20 protein-coding genes are annotated in these 21,301 nt (G+C 72.5%); 12 read left to right on the plus strand and 8 right to left on the minus strand.

Annotation, left to right across the window (positions count from 1 at the left end; all coding sequences use genetic code 11):
• Positions 1-12: 12 nt before the first annotated feature.
• From sigE to ACF089_RS13210, 5 genes are all read left to right on the plus strand, one after another.
• Positions 13-780 carry an RNA polymerase sigma factor SigE gene (gene sigE / locus ACF089_RS13190; protein ID WP_392025542.1) on the plus strand — a complete coding sequence of 256 codons (768 nt, stop codon included), beginning with the start codon at positions 13-15 and terminating at the stop codon, positions 778-780.
• Positions 777-1,739, plus strand: coding sequence for an anti-sigma factor family protein (locus tag ACF089_RS13195; RefSeq protein ID WP_392025544.1), 963 nt, complete (start codon positions 777-779; stop codon positions 1,737-1,739). The genes sigE and ACF089_RS13195 overlap by 4 nt, the downstream gene beginning before the upstream one ends.
• A 106-nt stretch (positions 1,740-1,845) precedes the next feature.
• Positions 1,846-3,531: a trypsin-like peptidase domain-containing protein gene (locus tag ACF089_RS13200; protein WP_392025545.1), complete on the plus strand. Its 1,686-nt coding sequence runs from the start codon at positions 1,846-1,848 to the stop codon at positions 3,529-3,531.
• Positions 3,532-3,633: 102 nt separating this feature from the next.
• Positions 3,634-4,098, plus strand: coding sequence for a sec-independent translocase (locus tag ACF089_RS13205; protein WP_392025547.1), 465 nt, complete (start codon positions 3,634-3,636; stop codon positions 4,096-4,098).
• A 341-nt stretch (positions 4,099-4,439) separates the two neighbouring features.
• Complete coding sequence (locus ACF089_RS13210; RefSeq protein WP_392025738.1) at positions 4,440-5,021, plus strand: hypothetical protein; 582 nt, start codon at positions 4,440-4,442, stop codon at positions 5,019-5,021.
• Positions 5,022-5,206: 185 nt separating this feature from the next.
• Here ACF089_RS13210 and ACF089_RS13215 read toward each other — a convergent pair whose 3' ends face one another.
• The 3 genes from ACF089_RS13215 to ACF089_RS13225 are packed head-to-tail and all read right to left on the minus strand — an operon-like array spanning position 5,207 to position 8,280.
• Entirely contained in the window at positions 5,207-6,340 is a 1,134-nt protein-coding gene (locus ACF089_RS13215; RefSeq protein ID WP_392025548.1) for an Mrp/NBP35 family ATP-binding protein, read from the minus strand.
• A gap of 42 nt (positions 6,341-6,382) precedes the next feature.
• Complete coding sequence (locus tag ACF089_RS13220; RefSeq protein WP_392025550.1) at positions 6,383-6,970, minus strand: DUF1003 domain-containing protein; 588 nt, start codon at positions 6,968-6,970, stop codon at positions 6,383-6,385.
• A 47-nt stretch (positions 6,971-7,017) separates the two neighbouring features.
• Positions 7,018-8,280 (minus strand): magnesium transporter MgtE N-terminal domain-containing protein, encoded by a 1,263-nt coding sequence (locus ACF089_RS13225; protein WP_392025551.1) that lies wholly within the window; start codon positions 8,278-8,280, stop codon positions 7,018-7,020.
• Between the two features lie 204 nt (positions 8,281-8,484).
• Between ACF089_RS13225 and ACF089_RS13230 the strand changes: the two genes are divergently transcribed.
• Positions 8,485-9,312: a hypothetical protein gene (locus ACF089_RS13230; RefSeq protein ID WP_392025552.1), complete on the plus strand. Its 828-nt coding sequence runs from the start codon at positions 8,485-8,487 to the stop codon at positions 9,310-9,312.
• 888 nt (positions 9,313-10,200) lie between these two features.
• Here ACF089_RS13230 and ACF089_RS13235 read toward each other — a convergent pair.
• Together ACF089_RS13235 and ACF089_RS13240 are read right to left on the minus strand one after the other, a co-directional pair.
• Positions 10,201-10,722, minus strand: coding sequence for a hypothetical protein (locus tag ACF089_RS13235; protein ID WP_392025554.1), 522 nt, complete (start codon positions 10,720-10,722; stop codon positions 10,201-10,203).
• Positions 10,723-10,745: 23 nt separating this feature from the next.
• Positions 10,746-11,861: a magnesium and cobalt transport protein CorA gene (locus ACF089_RS13240; protein ID WP_392025555.1), complete on the minus strand. Its 1,116-nt coding sequence runs from the start codon at positions 11,859-11,861 to the stop codon at positions 10,746-10,748.
• Positions 11,862-12,360: 499 nt separating this feature from the next.
• Here ACF089_RS13240 and ACF089_RS13245 point away from each other — a divergent pair, with 499 nt between their 5' ends.
• From ACF089_RS13245 to ACF089_RS13260, 4 genes are all read left to right on the plus strand, one after another.
• Complete coding sequence (locus ACF089_RS13245) at positions 12,361-12,951, plus strand: suppressor of fused domain protein (protein WP_392025556.1); 591 nt, start codon at positions 12,361-12,363, stop codon at positions 12,949-12,951.
• 204 nt (positions 12,952-13,155) lie between these two features.
• The gene (locus tag ACF089_RS13250; RefSeq protein ID WP_392025557.1) at positions 13,156-13,794 is read left to right on the plus strand and encodes a DUF6758 family protein; all 639 of its coding nucleotides are present in this window, start codon (positions 13,156-13,158) and stop codon (positions 13,792-13,794) included.
• A 157-nt stretch (positions 13,795-13,951) separates the two neighbouring features.
• Positions 13,952-14,815, plus strand: coding sequence for a PHP domain-containing protein (locus ACF089_RS13255; protein WP_392025558.1), 864 nt, complete (start codon positions 13,952-13,954; stop codon positions 14,813-14,815).
• A 57-nt stretch (positions 14,816-14,872) separates the two neighbouring features.
• The gene (locus ACF089_RS13260; RefSeq protein WP_392025559.1) at positions 14,873-15,478 is read left to right on the plus strand and encodes a MarC family protein; all 606 of its coding nucleotides are present in this window, start codon (positions 14,873-14,875) and stop codon (positions 15,476-15,478) included.
• 102 nt (positions 15,479-15,580) lie between these two features.
• Here ACF089_RS13260 and ACF089_RS13265 read toward each other — a convergent pair whose 3' ends face one another.
• The gene (locus ACF089_RS13265; protein WP_392025561.1) at positions 15,581-15,733 is read right to left on the minus strand and encodes a hypothetical protein; all 153 of its coding nucleotides are present in this window, start codon (positions 15,731-15,733) and stop codon (positions 15,581-15,583) included.
• Positions 15,734-16,101: 368 nt separating this feature from the next.
• Between ACF089_RS13265 and ACF089_RS13270 the strand changes: the two genes are divergently transcribed.
• The gene (locus ACF089_RS13270) at positions 16,102-16,935 is read left to right on the plus strand and encodes an NYN domain-containing protein (RefSeq protein WP_392025740.1); all 834 of its coding nucleotides are present in this window, start codon (positions 16,102-16,104) and stop codon (positions 16,933-16,935) included.
• A 33-nt stretch (positions 16,936-16,968) separates the two neighbouring features.
• Here ACF089_RS13270 and ACF089_RS13275 read toward each other — a convergent pair whose 3' ends face one another.
• Positions 16,969-17,838 carry an alpha/beta fold hydrolase gene (locus ACF089_RS13275; protein WP_392025563.1) on the minus strand — a complete coding sequence of 290 codons (870 nt, stop codon included), beginning with the start codon at positions 17,836-17,838 and terminating at the stop codon, positions 16,969-16,971.
• 107 nt (positions 17,839-17,945) lie between these two features.
• Entirely contained in the window at positions 17,946-19,937 is a 1,992-nt protein-coding gene (locus tag ACF089_RS13280; RefSeq protein WP_392025565.1) for a DEAD/DEAH box helicase, read from the minus strand.
• A gap of 548 nt (positions 19,938-20,485) precedes the next feature.
• Between ACF089_RS13280 and ACF089_RS13285 the strand changes: the two genes are divergently transcribed.
• Positions 20,486-21,265, plus strand: coding sequence for a ferritin-like fold-containing protein (locus ACF089_RS13285; protein WP_392025567.1), 780 nt, complete (start codon positions 20,486-20,488; stop codon positions 21,263-21,265).
• Positions 21,266-21,301: the final 36 nt, after the last annotated feature.

Genomic DNA, 21,301 nt, shown 5'->3' on the forward strand with positions numbered 1-21,301 from the left:
GGCGAGGTGGCTATGGTAGGGGCTCCGCTGGACACCACCAGAGCCGATAGGGGAGGTGCGGCTGCACCTGCGGATCGTAAGGGAGTGCTGAGGCGCTTCCTCAGGTCACCGGGTGAGCCGAAATCCGTGACCAACACCGCTGACCGTTCTCGCACCACCGACTCCGCGGCAACCGCGACCTTCGCATCGGATGCGGAATCGCAGGCGTGGACCCCTCCCACCTGGGAGGAGATCGTCAGCACGCACAGCGGCCGGGTCTACCGTCTCGCGTACCGCCTCACGGGCAATCAGCACGACGCCGAGGACCTGACCCAGGAAGTCTTCGTCCGGGTCTTCCGCTCGCTCTCCACCTACACGCCCGGCACCTTCGAGGGCTGGCTCCACCGCATCACCACCAATCTCTTCCTGGACATGGTCCGCAGGAAGCAGCGCATCCGCTTCGACGCGCTCGGGGACGACGCGGCCGAGCGGCTCCCCAGCCGCGAGCCCTCCCCGCAGCAGGTGTTCAACGACACCCACTTCGACGCCGACGTCCAGCAGGCGCTGGACACCCTCGCGCCCGAGTTCCGCGCCGCCGTCGTCCTCTGCGACATCGAGGGACTGTCGTACGAGGAGATCGCCGCGACCCTGGGCGTCAAGCTGGGCACCGTCCGCAGCCGTATCCACCGAGGCCGCTCGCATCTGCGCAAGGCGCTCAAGCACCGTTCCCCGGAGGCCCGCGCCGAGCAGCGCACGCTGGCGGGGGCGGTTGGATTGGCAGGGGAGGGCGGAGCCGCGTGAGTGGATTCAGTCCGACCCCGGCGGAACAGCACCTGGGGGACCGGCTCGCGGCGCTCGTCGACGGCGAGCTGAAACACGACGCCAGGGACCGTGTCCTCGCCCATCTGGCGACCTGCCCGAAGTGCAAGGCCGAGGCCGACGCCCAGCGGCGGCTCAAGGACGTCTTCGCGCAGGCCGCGCCCCCTCCCCCCTCCGAGGGGCTGCTCGCGCGGCTCCAGGGCCTCCCGGCCGGACCGGGAGCCGACGACCGGGGCGGCCCCTTCGACGGCGGCCGCGTCATCGACTCGATCTTCGCCGGGGTGACGCCGTCGTCGGGAAGACCCGGCGACCGCCGCCCGGAGACTTTTGGATACGTCCCCGAGGGGCATCCGGCCGCCCCGGCGCTCCCCGGTCGTTCCGGGGGTTTCCGCATCCATGAGGTGGGCCGCCCGGAGGGCGAGCGCTCTCCCTGGCGTGCCCGCAGATTCGCGTTCGCCGCCGCCAGCGCGGTCTCCTTCGCGGCCATCGCCCTGGGCGGAGCCATGCCCGTCGCGGACACCTCGGTCCAGTCGGCCAGGGGCGCCACCCCGGGCAACGCGGTCACCCCCATGCAGGCCGGCTCCGGCTCCGGACCCGCCGGCGCGGGCTCCGGGCTGCCCACCACCTCCGCCGGCGCCCGCAGCGCCGAGTTCGAGCGCCGCCGCGGCGCGACCCAGGCCCCCGCCCGCTCCGACGAGCGAGTGATCGGCCGCTCCGTGCCCGGACCGCTCACCCCCGGGGACCCGCTGCACCGCCCGCTGTCCGTCCCGGCCGCCCTCGGGACCGCCGCGCTCGCCCCTCCGCCGCTGATACGTCCCACGAGCACGGCCTTCTCCTTCGCCACCGCCGCCACCCCCGGCCCCGTCCTGTCGGCAACGCCCGCTCCCACCCACCTCGTTGCTCCCGCACACCCCGCGCCGCCCCTGGCGTCCACTCGCTGACCCGCCCCCCTGTCCGGCCCCCTGCGCGGAGATTCGCAAACCTGGTTGAATCCTCGGAGGGGTGCCCGCGGGGGTGCCGCAGCGGACGGCAGTTGGCGGGGAGAGCATGGACGACGGGAAGCCTGGCGGGTCCAGGGCCAAGTGGTGGAGCCGGCCCAGCGCGGAACAGCCTCCGCACCGGGAGCCCGGGCGCCCGCCCGCGCCGGACACCGCACCGCCCGCCCCCGGCGAGCCCGCCCCCGTCCCGGCGGACGGACCGGCGAACGCCCCGGTGGACGTTCCGGCGGACGGACCGGTGGACGTTCCGGCCGCCGAGGACCGCGCCGCGCCCGGGCCGCTCCACGAGCCCGACGAATACAGCACCCCGCCCTACGGCGACCCGGGCCCCTGGGCCCCGGCCCCTCCCGTGCAGCGCCCCGTGCCCACCCCCGCCGGAGGCACCCCCGTACCCCCCGCGCCCCCGTACGCCGGTCACCGGCCGCCCCCGGGGCCGCACCTTCCGCCACACGCGCCCGCGCCGCACCCGCACGCCGCGCACCAGCAGCACCCCCACGGACCCCAGGGGCACCCCCAGGACGCCCCCACCGGGCCCGGGACGGCGCAGTGGGGCCACTACGACCCCTGGAGCGCCCCGGGGGCCCCAGCGCCCCTCACGCACGTCGGCGAGCCTCCCCGGCGCAGGGGCAGACGCGGCGCGGTACTGATCGGCGGGCTGCTGCTGGCGCTCGTGGCCGGGGGCATCGGCGGCGGCGTCGGCGCGTACATCGAACGCAACGGCGGCATCGCCGAGGTCGAACTCGACCAGGCTCCCGGCGAGAACCGAGACCGCGCCCCCGACAGCGTCGCGGGGATCGCCGCCAGCGCCCTGCCGAGCGTGGTCACCCTCCATGTCAGCGGCGGCGGCGAACAGGGCACCGGCACCGGCTTCGTCCTCGACCGGCAGGGCCACATCCTCACCAACCACCACGTCGTGGACCCCGCCGGACCGAGCGGCGAGATCTCCGTCACGTTCAGCGGCGGCGAGACCGCCAGGGCGACCCTCGTCGGCAAGGACAGCGGCTACGACCTCGCCGTCGTCAAGGTCGTCGCCGTCTCCGGACTCACCCCGCTGCCCCTGGGTAACTCCGACAACGTCCAGGTCGGCGATCCGGTGGTCGCCATCGGCGCCCCCTTCGACCTCCAGAACACCGTGACCTCCGGCATCATCAGCGCCAAGGAACGGCCCATCACCGCGGGCGGCGAGAAGGGCGACGGCAGCGACATCAGCTATGTCGACGCGCTCCAGACCGACGCCCCGATAAACCCCGGGAACTCCGGCGGCCCGCTGGTCGACACCAAGGCCCGGGTCATCGGCATCAACAGCGCCATCCGCGCCGCCGACACCGGCGCGGGCGGCGAGGGCGCGCAGTCCGGCTCCATCGGCCTCGGCTTCGCCATCCCGATCAACCAGGGCAAGCGCGTCGCCGAAGAGCTGATCAACACCGGCCGGGCCACTCATCCCGTGATCGGCGTCAGCCTCGACATGAAGTACACCGGCGACGGCGCGCGCGTCGGCGAGAAGGGCAAGGACGGCACTCCGTCGGTCACCCCGGACGGCCCCAGCGCCAAGGCCGGCATCCGGCCGGGCGACGTGATCACCGAGGTCGACGGCCACCGGGTGCACAGCGGGGAGGAGCTGATCGTCAAGATCCGCTCCCATCGGCCGGGCGACCGGCTCAGCCTCACCCTGACCCGCTCCGGCAAGGAGCGGACCGTCGCCCTCACCCTCGGCACCGCCGGAGGCGACGACTGACGGGCTGCGGCACGTGACTCACCCGAGACGCGGCGGGTACCGTGGATCGGGCCCTGAACTGATCCGGCCCACGGGCCGGCCGAGCACACGAGGAGCGACAGGGTGTTCAATGACATAGGCGCACTGGAGCTGGTGACTCTGGTCGTGCTCGCCGTGCTCGTCTTCGGCCCGGACAAACTGCCGAAGGTCATCCAGGACATCACCGGCTTCATTCGCAAGGTCCGGGAGTTCTCGGACAACGCGAAGCAGGACATCCGCACCGAGCTGGGTCCCGAGTTCAAGGACTTCGAGTTCGAGGATCTGAACCCCAAGACGTTCATCCGCAAGCAGCTCGACGGGAACGACGATCTCAAGGAGCTGAAGGAGCTGGGCGGCTCCTTCGACCTCCGCAAGGAGATGAACGACGTCGCGGACGCGGTGAACTCCAAGGACCGCCCCGAGGCCGTCGTCCCCGCGGTCCCCGCCGCGACCGCCGGCGGCTCCTCCTCCGGCACCCCCGACCTGCTCAAGAAGCGGGACAAGGTCGACCGCGACGAGCGACCGCCCTTCGACGCCGACGCCACCTGAGCCGGACCCGCCGACCGCGCCGCGTATACACCAATGGGCGTCGCCCGAGCCGGGCGCACACGCCGCCGGACGGCGGTCAATCCGTTCGCGCCGGGACAGGGTGGCTATTCTCTCCATCTGTCAGGACGCGAGGACGCCCGAGGGGGGCGGGTCCGCTCCGGACCCCGGACACAGAGGAGGCGGCCGGCCAGATGGAGACGACCAGTCGAACAACGGCGGAAAGCACGGTCGGCGATTCCCCTGACCCGGACTCGCCGCACTCGCCGGACGCCCACGACCCCGCGGGTCCCGGGACGGCCGACGCCCCGGGCGCGGGTCCGGGCGCCGCGGCCCGCCGCACGATGGAGGCGTACGCCCGTGCGCCCTTCCCCTGGTACGCGCTGGACGAGGCGTTCACCGGCCCCCGCCGGCTGATGCAGATCGCCACCGGCGCGGACGGCGTCGTCCAGCACGGCTCGATCGGCCACGGCGACGAGCCGTCGATACGGTCCGAGGCCGCCGCCGCCGAGAAGGAACGCTTCGCGGTGGTCATCACCATCGCCGCCAGCCCGGTCCGCGACAGCGCGGACGGCACCGGGGTCCTGGACGCCACCACGGCCTCGTCGGCCGCCTGGCTGGCCGGCTCCGGGCTGCTCGCCCACACCTGGCCCGCCCAGCTCGACCACTCCCTGCGGGACGACTGGCTGGACCAGCAGACCGAGGCCGCGTTCGAACTCGCCGACGATCTCGGCGGACCCGAGTGGTCGGCGCTCTCGCTGCCCGTCGACGGTGAGCCGACGGCGTTCCACTACCGCGAGTCCGAGTTCGGCTGGGTGCTGGCCGGATCGACCGAGGGCGGGGCGCACATCGGCGCGTACGGCCGGGGCATGAGCGCGTACGGGCTCGGATTCAGCGTGGTGCGGGACCTCACGCCGTACGCCTGAGGCCCGTGGGCCCGGCCCGTGCGCCGGGGTGCGGTACGCCGCAGCCCGCACGCCCGGAGGTCACCGCCGCGCGGGCGGTGACCCGGGGCGCGGGCGGTGACCCGGGTCGGGGCGTCGGCGGCGGCCGGAGCGCCGGGCGGGCGCGGAACCGGTCCCGCGGGTCCGCCCCGCGCGCCCGGACGGCGCTAGAACTTGTTCCTCGGGGTGATCCCGAGGCTCATCCCCGACAGCCCCCGCTGACGCCCGCCCAGCTTGCCCGCGATCGTCCGCAGCGCCGCGCCGGCCGGGGACTCGGGGTCGGTGAGCACCACCGGCTTCCCCTCGTCGCCGCCCTCCCGGAGCCGTACGTCGATCGGGATCGCGCCCAGCACCGGCACATTCGTCCCGGTCGTCTTCGTCAGCCCCTCGGCGACCCGCTGGCCGCCGCCGGTGCCGAAGACGTCGAGCATCTCGTCGCAGTGCGGACACGGCAGGCCGGACATGTTCTCCACCACGCCGACGATCTTCTGATGCGTCTGCACGGCGATCGAACCGGCCCGCTCGGCGACCTCGGCCGCGGCCTGCTGGGGGGTGGTGACGACCAGGATCTCCGCGTTCGGCACCAGCTGGGCCACCGAGATCGCGATATCACCCGTGCCCGGCGGCAGATCGAGCAGCAGCACATCCAGATCGCCCCAGTACACATCCGCCAGGAACTGCTGGAGCGCGCGGTGCAGCATCGGGCCGCGCCACACCACCGGGGCGTTGCCCGGGGTGAACATCCCGATCGAGATGACCTTCACCCCGTTCGCCGACGGCGGCATGATCATGTTCTCGACCTGGGTGGGCCGGCCGGTCGCGCCCAGCATCCGGGGCACCGAGTGGCCGTAGATGTCGGCGTCCACGACGCCGACCTTCAGTCCGTCGGCCGCCATCGCCGCGGCCAGATTCACCGTCACCGACGACTTGCCGACGCCGCCCTTGCCGGAGGCCACCGCGTACACCCTGGTCAGCGAGCCGGGCTGGGCGAAGGGGACCTCGCGCTCGGCGGTGCCGCCGCGCAGCGAGGTGGCCAGCTCCCGCCGCTGTTCGTCGCTCATCACGCCGAGCGTGACATCGACCCGGGTGACCCCCTCGACCCGAGCGACCGCGTCCGTCACATTGTTGGTGATCGTCTCTCGCATCGGACAGCCGGAGACCGTCAGATTCACCGTGACGGCAACCACACCGTCCGCTCCGACCTCGACCGATTGGACCATGCCGAGTTCGGTGATGGGGCGGTGGATCTCGGGGTCGTTCACTGTCGCCAGTGCCGCGAGCACCGCGTCTTCCGTAGCCATACGACGATGGTACGGCGCTGACTCCCGGCCCCGGAAAGCCCGTCAGCGGTCGGCTTCGTCACTGCCCGAAGAGTGCTCGCGCGGGAATACCACGCGGCGCTCCTCCATCTCTCTGACCAGGTCCTCCAGTTCCGAACGGATCCAGTCCCGGGTCGCGACCTCGCCGAGGCCCATCCGCAGCGCGGCGATCTCCCGGGTCAGATACTCGGTGTCCGCGATCGACCGCTCGTTCTGCTTGCGGTCCTGTTCATGGGTGACCCGGTCCCGGTCGTCCTGCCGGTTCTGCGCCAGCAGGATCAGCGGGGCCGCGTACGAGGCCTGGAGCGACAGCATCAGGGTCAGAAAGATGAACGGGTACTCGTCGAAGCGCAGGTCCCGGGGGGCGAAGACGTTCCACGCCACCCACACGATGACGATCAGCGTCATCCAGACGATGAACCGGCCGGTGCCCAGGAAGCGCGCGATCCGCTCGGAGAGCCGCCCGAACGCCTCGGGGTCGTACTCCGGCAGCAGGGTACGGCGCGGAGGGCGCGGCAGATCGAGCCGTACGCGGGGCCTGGGCGCGGCGGTCGCCCCCGAGGGCGTCCGCTCCCGCTGCTCGCCGGGCCCGGGGTCGCCGCCGCTACCCACGGGCCCACGTCCCCCGGTCGTCCCGGCGGCCGGCGCCGGCGGCCGGGCTAGCCATGCGCCGACTCCTCGAACTCCGTCTCCCGCCAGTCGTCGGGCAGCAGATGGTCGAGGACGTCGTCCACGGTCACCGCGCCCAGCAGCGAGCCGATCTCGTCCACGACCGGGGCCGCGACCATGTTGTACGCGGCGAGATAGCTGGTCACCGCCCGCAGCGGGGTGTCCGGGGACAGCGGCGGAAGATCGCTGTCCACCACCGAGCCGACCAGGGTGAACGGGGGATCCCGCAGCAGCCGCTGGAAGTGCACGGTGCCCAGGTACTTGCCGGTCGGCGTCTCGTCCGGCGGGCGGCACACATACACCTGGGCGGCGAGCGCGGGCGAGAGATCCTGCTGGCGTACGCGCGCCAACGCGTCCGCGACCGTCGCGTCCGGCCGGAGCACGATCGGCTCGGTGGTCATCAGACCGCCCGCCGTGCGCTCCTCGTACGAGAGCAGCCGGCGCACATCGGCGGCGTCGCCCGGGCGCATCAGCGCGAGCAGCCGCTCCTTGTCGGCCTCGGGCAGCTCGGAGAGGAGGTCCGCCGCGTCGTCGGGGTCCATCGCCTCCAGGACGTCGGCGGCCCGCTCCTCCTGGAGCTTGCCGATGATCTCCACCTGGTCGTCCTCCGGCAGCTCCTCCAGCACATCGGCGAGCCGGTCGTCGTCGAGGGCGGCGGCGACCTCGGCGCGGCGCTTGGGCGTCAGATGGTGGAGCGCGTTGGCGAGGTCGGCGGGGCGCAGCCGCTCGAAGGTGGCGACCAGGCTCTCCGCGCTCTGGGCGTCCTCCTCCAGGGAGAAGCCGGTGACCGCCGACCACTCCACGGTCAGCGTCTCCCCGCGGCGGCGGAGGGCCCCGGCCCGGCCCCGGCGGACGAAGACCTTGTCGATCTCCCAGTCCCGGCGCGCGGGCAGCCGGCGGATCGACACATCGAGAACGGTGGCCTCCTCGTCGCTGTCCACCAGCCGTACGCCCCGGTCGAGCAGCTCGCCGAGGACCAGGCGCTCGGTGGGGCGCTGCTCGAAGCGGCGGACGTTCAGCACTCCGGTGGTGATCACCTGGCCGGACTCGACGCCCGTGACCCGGGTCATCGGGAGGAAGATCCGGCGGCGGCTGAGCACCTCCACCACCAGGCCGAGCAGCCGGGGCGGGCGGCCGCCGACGCGCAGCATCGCGACCAGGTCGCGGACCCGGCCGACCTGGTCGCCGTTGGGGTCGAAGACGGGCACCCCGGCGAGGTGCGAGACGAAGATCCGATGAGCGCTCGCCACCATGATCCACACCTCCGTCCCGCTCCGTGGCCCGCCGGGCCGCTCCGGCCCCAAAAGCCGTTGTTCAAGGGCTTCAGGCTAGCTCGTACCGATCCGCACCGCCGTCGGCCGTGGTCCGTACGGCGTCCGCGCCACTGCCTGCGTAGGGCTGTCTCCGGCACCGGTACGCTGCGGACTGCGCTCCCGTATCCAGCGCACGACAAGCAGATGAGAGGCAGTGTGCAGGTGGCTCACCTCCCCTCGGATTCCTCGGATTCCTCGGTGTCCCGGGCCCGCAGGGCCGTGTCTTCCCTGGCGCTCTGCGCCGGTCTGGTCCTCTCCGCCACGGCCTGCGCCGAGGAGGAGAAGCCGGACCCCGACAAGGGGACCAACGGCGTCGGAAAACTCTCCGCGGAGGAGATCGAGGACAAGGCGCGCGCGGCGGCGGAGGCCGCGGACGCGGTACGGCTCTCGGGGACGCTCGTCAGCGAGGGCGGCACCTTCAGACTGAACATGCGGCTGAAGGAAGACGGCGGATCGGGCTCGGTGACCTCCAAGGACAACACCTTCGAGCTGCTGCGGATCGCCGACGACCTCTATCTCAAGGCCGACGCGGGCTTCTGGAAGCACGAGGACGGCAAGGCGGCGGGCGCGGGCGGCGGCACGACGCCCAGCAAGGCCGACGCGGAGGCGGCGGGGAAGCTCGGTGACAAGTATGTGAAGGTTCCTCAGGGCGATCCGGCGTATCGGGAGTTCCGGGGCTTCACCGAGATGGACTCGCTGCTCAATGGGCTGCTCGGGATGCAGGGGAAGCTCAGCAAGGGGGAGCGCACCAAGGTCGGCGGCGTGCAGACGATCAAGGTGCAGGCGGAGCAGGGGGCGGGGGGTGTGCTGGATGTGGCGCTGGAGGGGGAGCCGTATCCGCTGAGGTTCGCCCGGGCCGGGGGGAAGGGGGTGCTGACGCTGGGGGAGTGGGATGCGGGGTTTGAGCTGGCGGCGCCGGCGAAGGGGGAGACGGTGGACTACGGGGGCCAGCTCCCCAAGAGCAGCGACTGACCCTCCCCTCCACCCCGCGAGCCCGCACCGCGCCCCCACGCCCCCGACCCCGGGCCCCGTGCGCGCCTCAATCGCCGGCGGGGCTTGATCGACCCGGGTCCCCGCGCCTCAATCGCCGGCGGGGCTGGGGGTGTGTTGGCGGGTTGGTTTGTTCGGGTCGGTGTGCGCCTCAATCGCCGGCGGGGCTGGGGGTGTGTTGGCGGGTTGGTTTGTTCGGGTCGGTGTGCGCCTCAATCGCCGGCGGGGCTGGGGGTGTGCTCGCGGGTTGGCCTGCTCAGGCCGGTGTGCGCCTCAGTCGCCGGCGGGGCTGGGTGTGTGCTGGCGGGTTGGCCTGCTCAGGCCCGTGTGCGCCTCAATCGCCGGCGAGGCTGATCATGTCGGCGAGGCTGGGTGCGTGACCGGCGGGGCTGGCTGTGTCTCGGTGGAAGCAGATCGGCCGACTGGGTGCCGGGCCGGGGGCTGAAGGCCACTCAAGCCCGTCCGGCGATTCGGGCCGGGGGCTGAAGGGGACTCAAGCCTGTCCGGCGATTGAGGACGGACCCGGGGGTGGGGGCGCCGCGTCCGAGCACCGGGGCCAGCCGGGCCGACACTGAGCGGCGGGGCGAAACCCAGTCTGTCCGGCGATTGAGGACGGCCCCGGGCCCCGGGGGCGACGCGCGGGCAAGTTCAGCCCGTCCGGCGTTTGAGGACAAGCCTTGCGCCCGGGGGCGGTGCACAGGGAATTCCAGCCCGTCCGGCGCTTGAAAACACCCCCGGGCCCCGGGGGGCGACGCGCGGGGAAACTCAGCCCGTCCGGCGATTGAGGACACGCCCCGGCCCCGGGGGCGACGCGCAGGCGAATCCAGCCCGTCCGGGAGGACGAACCCCCGCCCCGGGGGACCGGGAGGTTCAGGAGGGCGGGGTGTGCTTGGGGCGTTTTTTGCGGAGGAGGCGGGGGAGGGCGTCGGGGATCGCGTTGCGGGTGGTGGCCGGGGTGAGGGGCGGAGGCGCCGCGAGGGAGCCGGCGGGGTGCTCGGTGGTGGACGAGACCGGGGTCAGACACAGCACCCGGCACTCCCGCGCCCACCGCTCCGCCACCTTCTCCGCCTCCACCGCGTTCAGCCGCTTCCCCTTCAGCTCCGGCAGCACCGCCTCCCACTCCTCGGAGCCCGCCTCCAGCTCCCTCACCGACGCCGTCCAGCCGACCAGCCGCCCGCCCTTGTCCTTGCTGCGCACGGTGACCTGCGCCGTACCCCCGTCGACGAGCCCCGTCAGCGGCTGCTCGCCCGCGCCGTCGCCGACGAGATACGCCGCTCCCTCGTGCCACACGTGCCACAGTGCCCGCTCGGGTCCCTCGCCCCGGACCCAGACGAGGCCGGACTTCTTGGTGGCCTCCTCGACGAGGGCCTGGCCGAGCAGCTGATCTGTCATGCCCGCAGCTTATCCAGAGATCTTCAGAGCCAGCCGTTGCGCTTGAGCGTGCGATGGATCGCGAAGCAGATCCCGGCGATGGCGGTCAGCACCGCCGGATAGCCGTACTCCCACTTCAGCTCCGGCATGTGGTCGAAGTTCATCCCGTACACCCCGCAGACCGCCGTCGGCACCGCGATGATCGCCGCCCAGGAGGTGATCTTGCGCATGTCCTCGTTCTGCGCGACCGTCGCCTGCGCCAGATTGGCCTGGAGGATGGAGTTCAGGAGTTCGTCGAAGCCGATGACCTCCTCCTGCACCCGGGCGAGGTGGTCGGCCACGTCGCGGAAGTACTTCTGGATGTCGGGGTCGATCAGCCGCATCGGCCGCTCGCTCAGCAGCTGCATGGGCCGCAGCAGCGGCGAGACGGCCCGCTTGAACTCCAGCACCTCGCGCTTGAGCTGATAGATCCGTCCGGCGTCGCTGCCGCGCTGCCGGTCCTTGGAGGGGGCGGAGAAGACATCGATCTCGACCTCGTCGATATCGTCCTGCACGGCCGCCGCGACGGCGATGTACCCGTCGACCACATGGTCGGCGATCGCGTGCAGCACCGCCGACGGCCCTTTGGACAGCAGCTCGGCGTCCTTCTGGAGCCCGTGCCGCAGCGCCCGCAGCGAGCCCTTGCCGCCGTGCCGGACGGTGATGACGAAGTCCCGGCCGGTGAAGCACATCACCTCGCCGGTCTCCACGACCTCGCTGGTCGCGGTGAGTTCGGCATGCTCGACGTAGTGGATCGTCTTGAAGACCGTGAAGAGGGTGTCGTCGTACCGCTCCAGCTTGGGCCGCTGGTGGGCGTGGACGGCGTCCTCGACGGCGAGCGGGTGCAGCCCGAACTCGGCGGCGATTCCGGCGAATTCCTCCTCGGTGGGCTCGTGCAGCCCGATCCAGGCGAAACCGCCGCCCTCGCGCACCTTCAGCATCGCCTCGCGCGGCGACGGGCAGGTCCCGCTCTCCAGCCGGCGGCCGTCGCGGTAGACCGCGCAGTCGACCACGGCGCTGGAGGCCGAGGGATCGCGGGTGGCGTCGTACGAGTGGTAGGCGGCACTGGTCTTGCGCAGCGCGGGGCGGACCGCCGCACGCAGGTCACGGATCATCGACATGGCTGGCTCCTTCACGGAGAGGCCGTCGGCGAGTGGCGTGGCACAGCCCGGAATGGGGACGTGGACATTACGTCCGCAAAGCGGGCGGCACCGCGAGGTCGCGGTGACGGCGTTCGCTACAGACAGGCAAAAACGAAGTGCTCTTCCGTCGTGCGAATTCCGCGGGACGGGGCGCTGCCGGACGGGATGCCGGGGGTGCTGAGCGCCGCGGTACGGAATGCCGTGGGCCCTGTGCTGGAAGGCCTCAGATCACCGGGAAGTGATGCCGTACGGAAGAGCGGTCGGTACTGCACGGTCGACTTCGATCCACCGCAGACCCCACCTCCTCCGGCCGGTCCCCCGTAGGGGATAGACGTGTCGCCGGGGCTGGAGGACACCGCTTCCGCGTACCGTCTCCGCGTGCTTCAAGCACGCCACCTCGGCCAGCGGCCAAGACTATCAGCCAACTGAGGGCCAATTCCTGGGTTTGCCCATTCGCTGTGCGATTTATGCTCGCCGGATGGGAGAAGTTCTTGCTCTGGTCGAGGCCAGGCTCTGTACGGCGCTCGGCGAACCGGACGCCCGCGCCGCGGTGACGTTTCTCGGGACGGACCGGATTGAGGTGCTCCGGTTCTTTGACCGGGACAGCGGGGTCGTTCGGTACGCCACCCTCGGGATGTCCGCCCACCCGATGAGCGACCCCGCCTCGGTCCTCGCCGACCCGGTGAAGGGGCCGCGCGCCGAGCTGGTCCTGTCGGTGCGGGCGGGGCTCGCCCGGACCGACGAGGTGCTCCGCCCCCTCGCCGTGCTCGCCGCGTCGCCGCAGGTCGAGGGCGTGGTGGTGACCCCCGGGGCCTCGCTCGACGTCGGGGGCCCGCTCTGGCCCGAGGCGCCCTTCACCTCGGTGCTGGTCGCCGAGCCCGGCGGACTGGTCGAGGATCTGGAGCAGACCGCCCCGATGGACCCGGTCCGCTTTCTGCCGCTGCTGCCGATGACCCCGAACGAGGCGGCGTGGAAAAGGGTCCACGGCGCCCAGGCCCTCCAGGAGCGCTGGCTCGCCCGGGGGACGGATCCGCGGGATCCCCTGCGCGGCTCCGTGGCCCTGGACTGAAGCCGCCGCGACCGGACGCGAATCGGACCCGGCAGGCCCCGGTCTGGACGCGGTCTGGACCCGGTCTGGACGCGGATCGGACCCGGATCGGACGCCGTTTCGGCCCGCCCGGGTTCGAACCGGCCCGCTCCGGAGCGTACGCGCACACGCCGGACGGGTGATCGTCCTTGACGCGGCGGCGGCCGGGTAGGACCGTTGAGCGCTATGAGGGGCGAACCCAGTTGCCCGAAGTGCGGTGGCCGGGTCAGGGCGCCCGGTCTTTTCGCCGAATCCTGGCAGTGCTCCGTGCATGGCACGGTCCACCCGCTCCAGCCGGTGATCCCGCCCAGTGTCGAGGCCCTCGGTGTCGTCGTGCACCGCGCGAGAGTCCCGGTGTGGATGCCCTGGCCGCTGCCGGTCGGCTGGCTCTTCACCGGCGTCGCCTACGCGGGCGACGACCGCAGCGGCGGCAGAGCCACCGCGGTCGCCTGCTCCGGCCCCGGCCCCCTCGGCGGGATGGGCGAACTGCTCCTGGTGGCCGAGGAGTTGGGCGTCGGCCTCGGAGCGCGGTACGCGGGCATCGACGGGCCGGACCCCGGCCCGTACATCAATGTCTCGGGCCCGCCCCACGCCAAGGTCCTCGCCGCGGGCAGGCCCACCCCCCTGTGGCACGTCAGCGCCGTCCCCCCCGACCGCGCCGTCTTCGCGGGAGAGGCACGGGGCCTCTGGCTCTGGGCGATCGTCTGGCCCGAGCAGTCCGGTCTGCTGATGTACGACGAACTCGTCCTCACCGATCTCCGGGACGCGGGCGCGGAAGTGGAGCTGGTGCCGTGCGGGGCGCTCTCGCCCCGACTGCTCTCCTAGGGCCCCGCGTGCTCTCCTAGGGCCCCGCGCCCCGGCTCCCGTCACGCCGCTCACGCCCGGCCCCGGCCCCCTGCGCCGAGCGCGGGGCGGGGCGGTTCCGGTTGCCCGATACACTCGTTCCGTCCTCTGTCCGGCCTCAGCCCCTGGAGTCAGCGTCGTGCGCATCGATCTGCACACCCACTCCACGGCGTCGGACGGTACGGACACCCCCGCCGAGCTGGTCCGGCACGCCGCCGGGATCGGTCTGGACGTCGTCGCCCTCACCGACCACGACACCACCCGGGGCCACGCCCCGGCGCTCGCCGCGCTCCCCGAGGGCCTGACCCTCGTCACCGGGGCCGAGATCTCCTGCGCCCTCGACGGGGTGGGCCTGCATCTCCTGGCGTATCTCTTCGACCCGGACGAGCCGGAGCTGCTGCGCGAGCGGGAGCTGCTGCGCGACGACCGGGTGCCCCGCGCCCGCGCGATGGTCGACAAGCTCCGCGGGCTGGGCGTGCCGCTGGAGTGGGAGCGGGTCGCCCGGATCGCCGGGGACGGCTCCGTCGGCCGCCCGCACATCGCGACCGCGCTGGTGGAGCTGGGCGTCGTACCGACCGTCTCCGACGCCTTCAGCCCCGAGTGGATCGCCGACGGCGGCCGGGCGCACGTCGTCAAGCACGAACTGGACCCCTTCACCGCGGTCCGGCTGGTCAAGGCCGCCGGCGGGGTCGCCGTCCTGGCCCACCCCGCGGCCGTCAAGCGCGGACGCACGGTCTCCGAGACGGCGATCGCCGAGCTGGCCGCCGCGGGTCTCGACGGCGTCGAGGTCGACCACATGGACCATGACGCGCCCGCCCGGGGGCGGCTGCGCGGACTCGCCGCGGACCTCGGGCTGCTGACCACCGGATCCAGCGACTACCACGGCAGCCGCAAGGACGTCGGGCTCGGCGAGTACACCACCGACCCGGAGATCTACGGCGAGATCACGCGGCGCGCGACCGGGGCCTTCCCGGTGCCCGGCGCGGGGGGAATCCGCGCCTAGCGCGCCGCGCCCTCCCTACCTCCTCCTTCTTCCTCTTCTCCTCGCAAGGCCCTCAACGTGTTCGACGCTGCCGTCTTCGGCTCTCTCTTTCTGACCCTTTTTGTGATCATGGATCCCCCCGGGGTCACTCCGATCTTCCTCGCCCTGACCTCCGGCAGGCCCGCCAAGGTGCAGCGCCGGATGGCCTGGCAGGCGGTCGCGGTCGCCTTCGGCGTGATCACCGTCTTCGGACTCGTGGGCCAGCAGATCCTCGACTATCTGCATGTCTCCGTCCCGGCGCTGATGATCGCGGGCGGTCTGCTGCTGCTGCTCATCGCGCTCGATCTGCTCACCGGCAAGACCGACGAACCCAAACAGACCAAGGACGTCAATGTCGCGCTGGTCCCGCTCGGCATGCCGCTGCTGGCCGGGCCCGGCGCGATCGTCTCGGTGATCCTCGCCGTGCAGAACGCGGACAGCGGATCGGCGCAGGTCGCGGTCTGGGCGGCGATCGTGGCGATGCATGTGGTGCTCTGGGCGGCCATGCGCTACTCGCTGCTGATCATCCGGGTGATCAAGGACGGCGGTGTGGTGCTGGTGACCCGGCTGGCCGGGATGATGCTCTCCGCGATCGCGGTGCAGCAGATCATCAACGGCGTCACCCAGGTCGTCCAGGGCGGCTGAGCGGGCGGGGAGCCCGGGCGCCCCAGGACCGCCGGGAACGACGAACGCCCCCGTACGGCTCATCCGTACGGGGGCGTCTCACATCATGAGCGCGTTCAGGTGTTACAAGGCCGAGGGTTCGACCGGTCGGATATAAATGCGCTGGCCGGTCGCGGCGGCCTGCTGCACGATCCGGTTGACGGAGGCGGCGTCCACGACGGTGCTGTCCACGGCGGAGCCATTGACGTCGTCCAGGCGCATGATCTCGAAGCGCAAGGGCTTCTCCCTTCGTCTGATCCTCCTGCAGGAGAACTGGTGTCACCTGCTACAACAGCGATGTAGCTTGCAAACATTCCCTACACTAAAGAAAATCTTTCCTTGTCTAACTACTGGCGGGTACCCGCTGACGGCCGGAAAATGGGCTGCGTATGAACGACCCAGAGCACAGCCCCGCGACCGGGCCCGACTCAGGCCCGGGACCCGGCCCTGAATCCGGCCTCCACACCGGTCCGGAGATCCATCCCGAGATCCATTCCGAGATCCATCCGGACACCGACCCGGACACCGACCCGGAGGCGCACCACGAGGAGACGCTCGCCGCCCTCGCCGCCCGGGTGGAGCACACCAACGACCTGCTGCGGCGCATGCTCGCCGAGGTCGCCAAGACCCCGTCGACGCACGCGATCTTCGTGGACGCGGGCTATGTCTACGCTGCCGCCGGCCTGCTGGTCACCGGCACCGAGGACCGGCGCTCCTTCGACCTCGACGCCGAAGGCATGATCGAGGCGTTCATCGACAAGGCCCGCACGATCTTCGCGGACAGCCGGCTGCTGCGGGTGTACTGGTACGACGGCGCCCGCCGGCGCATCCACACCCCCGAGCAGCAGTCGATCGCCGAGCTGCCCGATGTGAAGGTCCGCCTCGGCAATCTCAACGCCAACAACCAGCAGAAGGGCGTCGACTCCCTCATCCGCACGGATCTGGAATCGCTCGCCCGGCACCGCGCGATCAGCGACGCGGCGCTCGTCGGCGGCGACGAGGATCTCGTCTCGGCGGTCGAGGCGGCCCAGGGGTACGGGGCCCGGGTCCATCTCTGGGGCATCGAGGCGGGCGACGGCCGCAATCAGGCGGAGCCGCTGCTGTGGGAGGTGGACAGCCAGCGCACCTTCGACCTCGACTTCTGCCGTCCGTACATCACCCGCAGGCCCGTCACGGTGTACGAGAACGAGGGCGCGCCGCCGCCCTCCCGCGACGAGGTGCGGTTCGTGGGCGCGCAGATCGCCGCGTCCTGGCTGGCCGAGCGCGGCCGGGACGCGATGGCGGAGCTGCTGCCGGGCCATCCCTATCTCCCCGGGCCGGTGGACCAGGATCTGCTGATCGAGGCGGAACGGCTGCTCCAGCGGTCGCTGCGGGGGTACGCGGTGCTCAGAAGGGCGCTGCGGGACGGCTTCTGGCAGCACCTTCAGGCGCAGCTCTGACGGTCCCGCCCGCCGTACGGAGCGCGGCGGCTCTCAGTGCCGGTCCCAGAAGTCGGCGACGGCCGCCGAGGTCTCGTACGGGCGGTCGGTGTTCGGCGAGTGCTCGGCCCCCGCGATCACGGTCCGGGGCGCGCCGAGCCGCAGCGCCATCTCGTCCAGCAGCGGCACCGGCCAGGTGTCGTCCCGCTCGCCGCTGATGACATGCGTGGGCAGCGGGCGTACGGCGGCCAGCTCGGCCACCCGGTCGGGCTCGGCCGTCAGCTGACGGCCCGTGGCGATCAGCTGTACGGGGTTGTGGCGCAGCCAGCGCCGCCGCAGGTCTTCGCGACCCTCGACCTCGGCGGCCTCCGGCGGCTCGGCCGCCCGCATCGCGTCCCAGACCTGCTCCATCCCCATCACGGCCAGCGCCTCGCTCAGCATCCGGATCTTCTCCCGCTGGGCGGGGACGACCCGGGCGGGCCCGGAGGACATGACCGTGAACGTACGGAACGGGGTGTGGTCCAGCAGCACGGCGGCGCGGGCGATCTGGCCGCCGAGGGAGTGCCCGAGGAGGTGGAGCGGGCCGTCGCCGACGGCCGCGGTCACGGCTTCGGCCTGGGCGAGGACGTCGAGCGCCAGCTCGTGCTGGGCGTAGGCGTCCTCGTCGTGGGGGCCCTCGGTCTCGTACTGCCCGCGTCCGTCGACGGAGATCACCCGGTACCCCGACCGGGTGAGGGGTTCGAGCATCGCGATGAAGTCCTCCTTGCTCCCGGTGAACCCGGGCAGGAGGAGCGCGGCGCCCTTGAGCCCGTTCTCCCCGTCCTTCCCGGGCTGTGCGTCGAGGACGGCGAAGTCCCCGCGCGAGGTGTGCAGCGCGCGGGAGACGGCGCAGGCGGGGGGCGTGAAGGTCGGCGGCCGGCTCATGCTCCGAGGCTACCGATTCCGCCCCGGCCCGGCCGCCCGGGGCCGAACGCCGACGGCCCGGCCCCTGGGTTCAGGGCCGGGCCGTCGGGCTGTACGGGTGGTACGGGTCAGGCGTCGGGCTGGGCCACGGCCTTGACGGCGCGGGTGCGTCGGCGGGGCTTGGTCTCCGGCTCGGCGTCGGCGGTGGCCGGTTCCGTGGCGGTGACGGCCTTGGCGGCGCGGGTGCGGCGGGGCTTGGTCTCGGCGTCGGCCTCGGCGGTGACGGCCTCGGCGGTGTCGACGGCCTTGACGGCGCGGGTGCGTCGGCGCGGCTTGGTCTCCGGCTCGGCGTCGGCGGTGGCCGGTTCCGTGGCGGTGACGGCCTTGGCGGCGCGGGTGCGGCGCGGCTTGGTCTCGGCGGCTTCGGCGGTGACGGCCTCGGCGGTGTCGACGGCCTTGACGGCGCGGGTGCGACGGCGCGGCTTGGTCTCCGGCTCGGCGTCCGCGACCGGCGTCGCCACCGGCTCGGCGACCGCCACGGCGGCCTCCGCCGGCTCCACGGCCTTCACCGCACGCGTCCTGCGACGGCGCGGCTTCACCTCGGCCTCGGCCTCGGCGACGGTCTCGGCGACCGGATCGGCCACCGCGACGGCGGCCTCGGCCCGGGCCGGCTGCTCCGCCGGAGCCGCCGGGGCGATCTCCACCGGCGCGGCGACCCGCGTACGGCGGCGACGCCTCGGGGTACGGGGCTCCGCCGCCGGGTCCGCGGCGGCCGGCGCGGCCGGGGCGTCCATCGAGACCTCGGGGGCGGGCGCGGTCGCCGGGGCGCCCGCGCGGGTGCGGCGGCGCTGACGCGGGGTCCGCGTACGTGCCGGGCGCTCCTCCTGCTGCTGCTGGGCGGGGGCGGGCGACCGGCGGCCGCGGCCGCCCGTCTCGCCCAGGTCCTCCAGCGTCTCGGCGGCCAGACCGGCGCGGGTGCGCTCGGTCCGGGGCAGCACGCCCTTGGTGCCCGCAGGGATGCCCAGCTCCTCGAAGAGGTGCGGGGAGGTCGAGTACGTCTCCGGCGGGTCCGGGAAGCCCAGGTCCAGCGCCTTGTTGATCAGCTGCCAGCGGGGGATGTCGTCCCAGTCCACCAGCGTGACCGCGGTGCCGGACCTGCCCGCGCGGCCGGTGCGGCCCACCCGGTGCAGATAGGTCTTCTCGTCCTCGGGGGACTGGTAGTTGATGACGTGCGTCACACCGTCGACGTCGATGCCGCGGGCGGCGACGTCGGTGCAGACCAGGACGTCGACCTTGCCGTTGCGGAAGGCCCGCAGGGCCTGCTCGCGCGCGCCCTGGCCGAGGTCGCCGTGGACCGCGCCGGAGGCGAAGCCGCGCTGGGCGAGCTGGTCCGCGATGTCCGCCGCCGTGCGCTTGGTACGACAGAAGATCATCGCGAGGCCGCGGCCGTCCGACTGGAGAATCCGCGAGACCATCTCGGGCTTGTCCATCGAGTGCGCGCGGTAGACCCGCTGGGTGATGTTGGCGACCGTCGCGCCCTCGTCGTCCGGCGCGGTGGCGCGGATGTGCGTGGGCTGCGACATGTAGCGGCGGGCCAGGCCGATGACCGCGCCCGGCATGGTCGCCGAGAACAGCATCGTCTGACGGCGCACCGGCAGCTGCTGGATGATCTTCTCGACGTCCGGGAGGAAGCCCAGGTCGAGCATCTCGTCGGCCTCGTCGAGGACGAGCGCCCGCACCTTGGAGAGGTCGAGCTTCTTCTGGCCCGCGAGGTCGAGCAGCCGGCCCGGCGTGCCGACGATCACATCGACGCCCTTGCGGAGCGCCTCGACCTGCGGCTCGTACGCCCGGCCGCCGTAGATCGCCAGCACGCGCACATTGCGCACCTTGCCGGCGGTCAGCAGGTCATTGGTGACCTGGGTGCACAGCTCGCGGGTGGGGACGACGACGAGGGCCTGCGGGGCGTCGGTGAGCTGCTCGGGCTTGGCCCGGCCCGCCTCGACGTCCGCGGGGACGGTGACGCGCTCGAGCAGGGGGAGACCGAAACCGAGCGTCTTGCCGGTGCCGGTCTTGGCCTGGCCGATCACATCGCTGCCGGAGAGCGCTACGGGGAGCGTCATCTCCTGAATGGGGAACGGGGACAGAATGCCGACGGCTTCGAGCGCTTCGGCGGTCTCGGCCAGGATGCCGAGATCCCGGAACGTCGTTTGCTGCGTAGTCAGGGTGTTGCCTCTTCTGTGAGACGCGGCGCGAGGCGAACGATGGGGGTCGTACCGCACCGGAGTGAACGGGCCGGCCGTGGATTGGCCGGACGGTGCGGGACCACTGCCGTCGCTCGAGCGCTTTCGCCGCTGAGGGGGCCCCTCATCCACGGTCGTGCGCGATGGGCGCACGGTCCGCGTGGAGGGCGGTCGGTTCGGAGCCGATCGTGCTACCGACCGGGCATCCTCATGAGAGATCAGAAGGAATGAATCCCTCAGTCAAACACTGTGATCGCCCACCGAGAATCAGAAAAACGCTCAGCGGGCGCATTACCACTGTACCCCGGATTCGCGCATGTGTGTTGGGCGATTTCGTAGGAACCGTGGTGCCGAAGGGGCGGGGGAGAGCCCCTGGCCCGGCTGACCAGGCCCTTACCCGTCGGTGCGGGCGGGCTATTGTGCGCTTCATGGAGACGCCTGACAACGCCGCTCAGCCCATTCAGCCCGCCGCCCCCGCGGACCCCGCGGGAGCTGCTGAAACCGCAGCACAGACCGGTATCGCCGCTCAGAACTGGGATGTCGCCTCCGCCGATCACCAGTACCGGGCCGCCGTGGTGGATCTTCTCGGCGCGCTCGCTTATGGAGAGCTGGCCGCTTTCGAGCGACTCGCCGAGGACGCGAAGCTCGCGCCGACCCTCGGCGACAAGGCGGAGCTGGCGAAGATGGCCTCCGCCGAATTCCACCATTTCGAGCGGCTGCGGGACCGGCTCTCCGCGATTGACGCCGACCCGACCGGCGCCATGGAGCCCTTCGCCCAGGCGCTCGACGACTTCCACCGCCAGACCGCGCCGTCCGACTGGCTGGAGGGCTTGGTCAAGGCGTATGTGGGCGACTCGATCGCCAGTGACTTCTACCGCGAGGTCGCGGCCCGGCTGGACTCCGACACGCGCGCCCTGGTGCTCGCGGTCCTCGACGACACCGGTCACGGGAACTTCGCCGTCGAGAAGGTGCGCGCCGCCATCGAGGCCGATCCCCGCCTCGGCGGACGGCTCGCCCTCTGGGCGCGGCGGCTGATGGGCGAGGCCCTCTCCCAGGCCCAGCGGGTGGTGGCGGAGCGCGACGCGCTCTCCACCATGCTGGTGGGCGGGGTCGCCGACGGCTTCGACCTGGCGGCGGTCGGCGAGATGTTCGCCCGGATCACCAAGGCGCACACCAAGCGGATGGCGGCGCTGGGTCTCGCCGCCTGACGAGGACGGGACCGACGGCCGCGCGGCGGCTGCTGG

This window comes from Streptomyces sp. NPDC014894 (genome assembly GCF_043080985.1).
GTDB lineage: Bacteria > Actinomycetota > Actinomycetes > Streptomycetales > Streptomycetaceae > Streptomyces.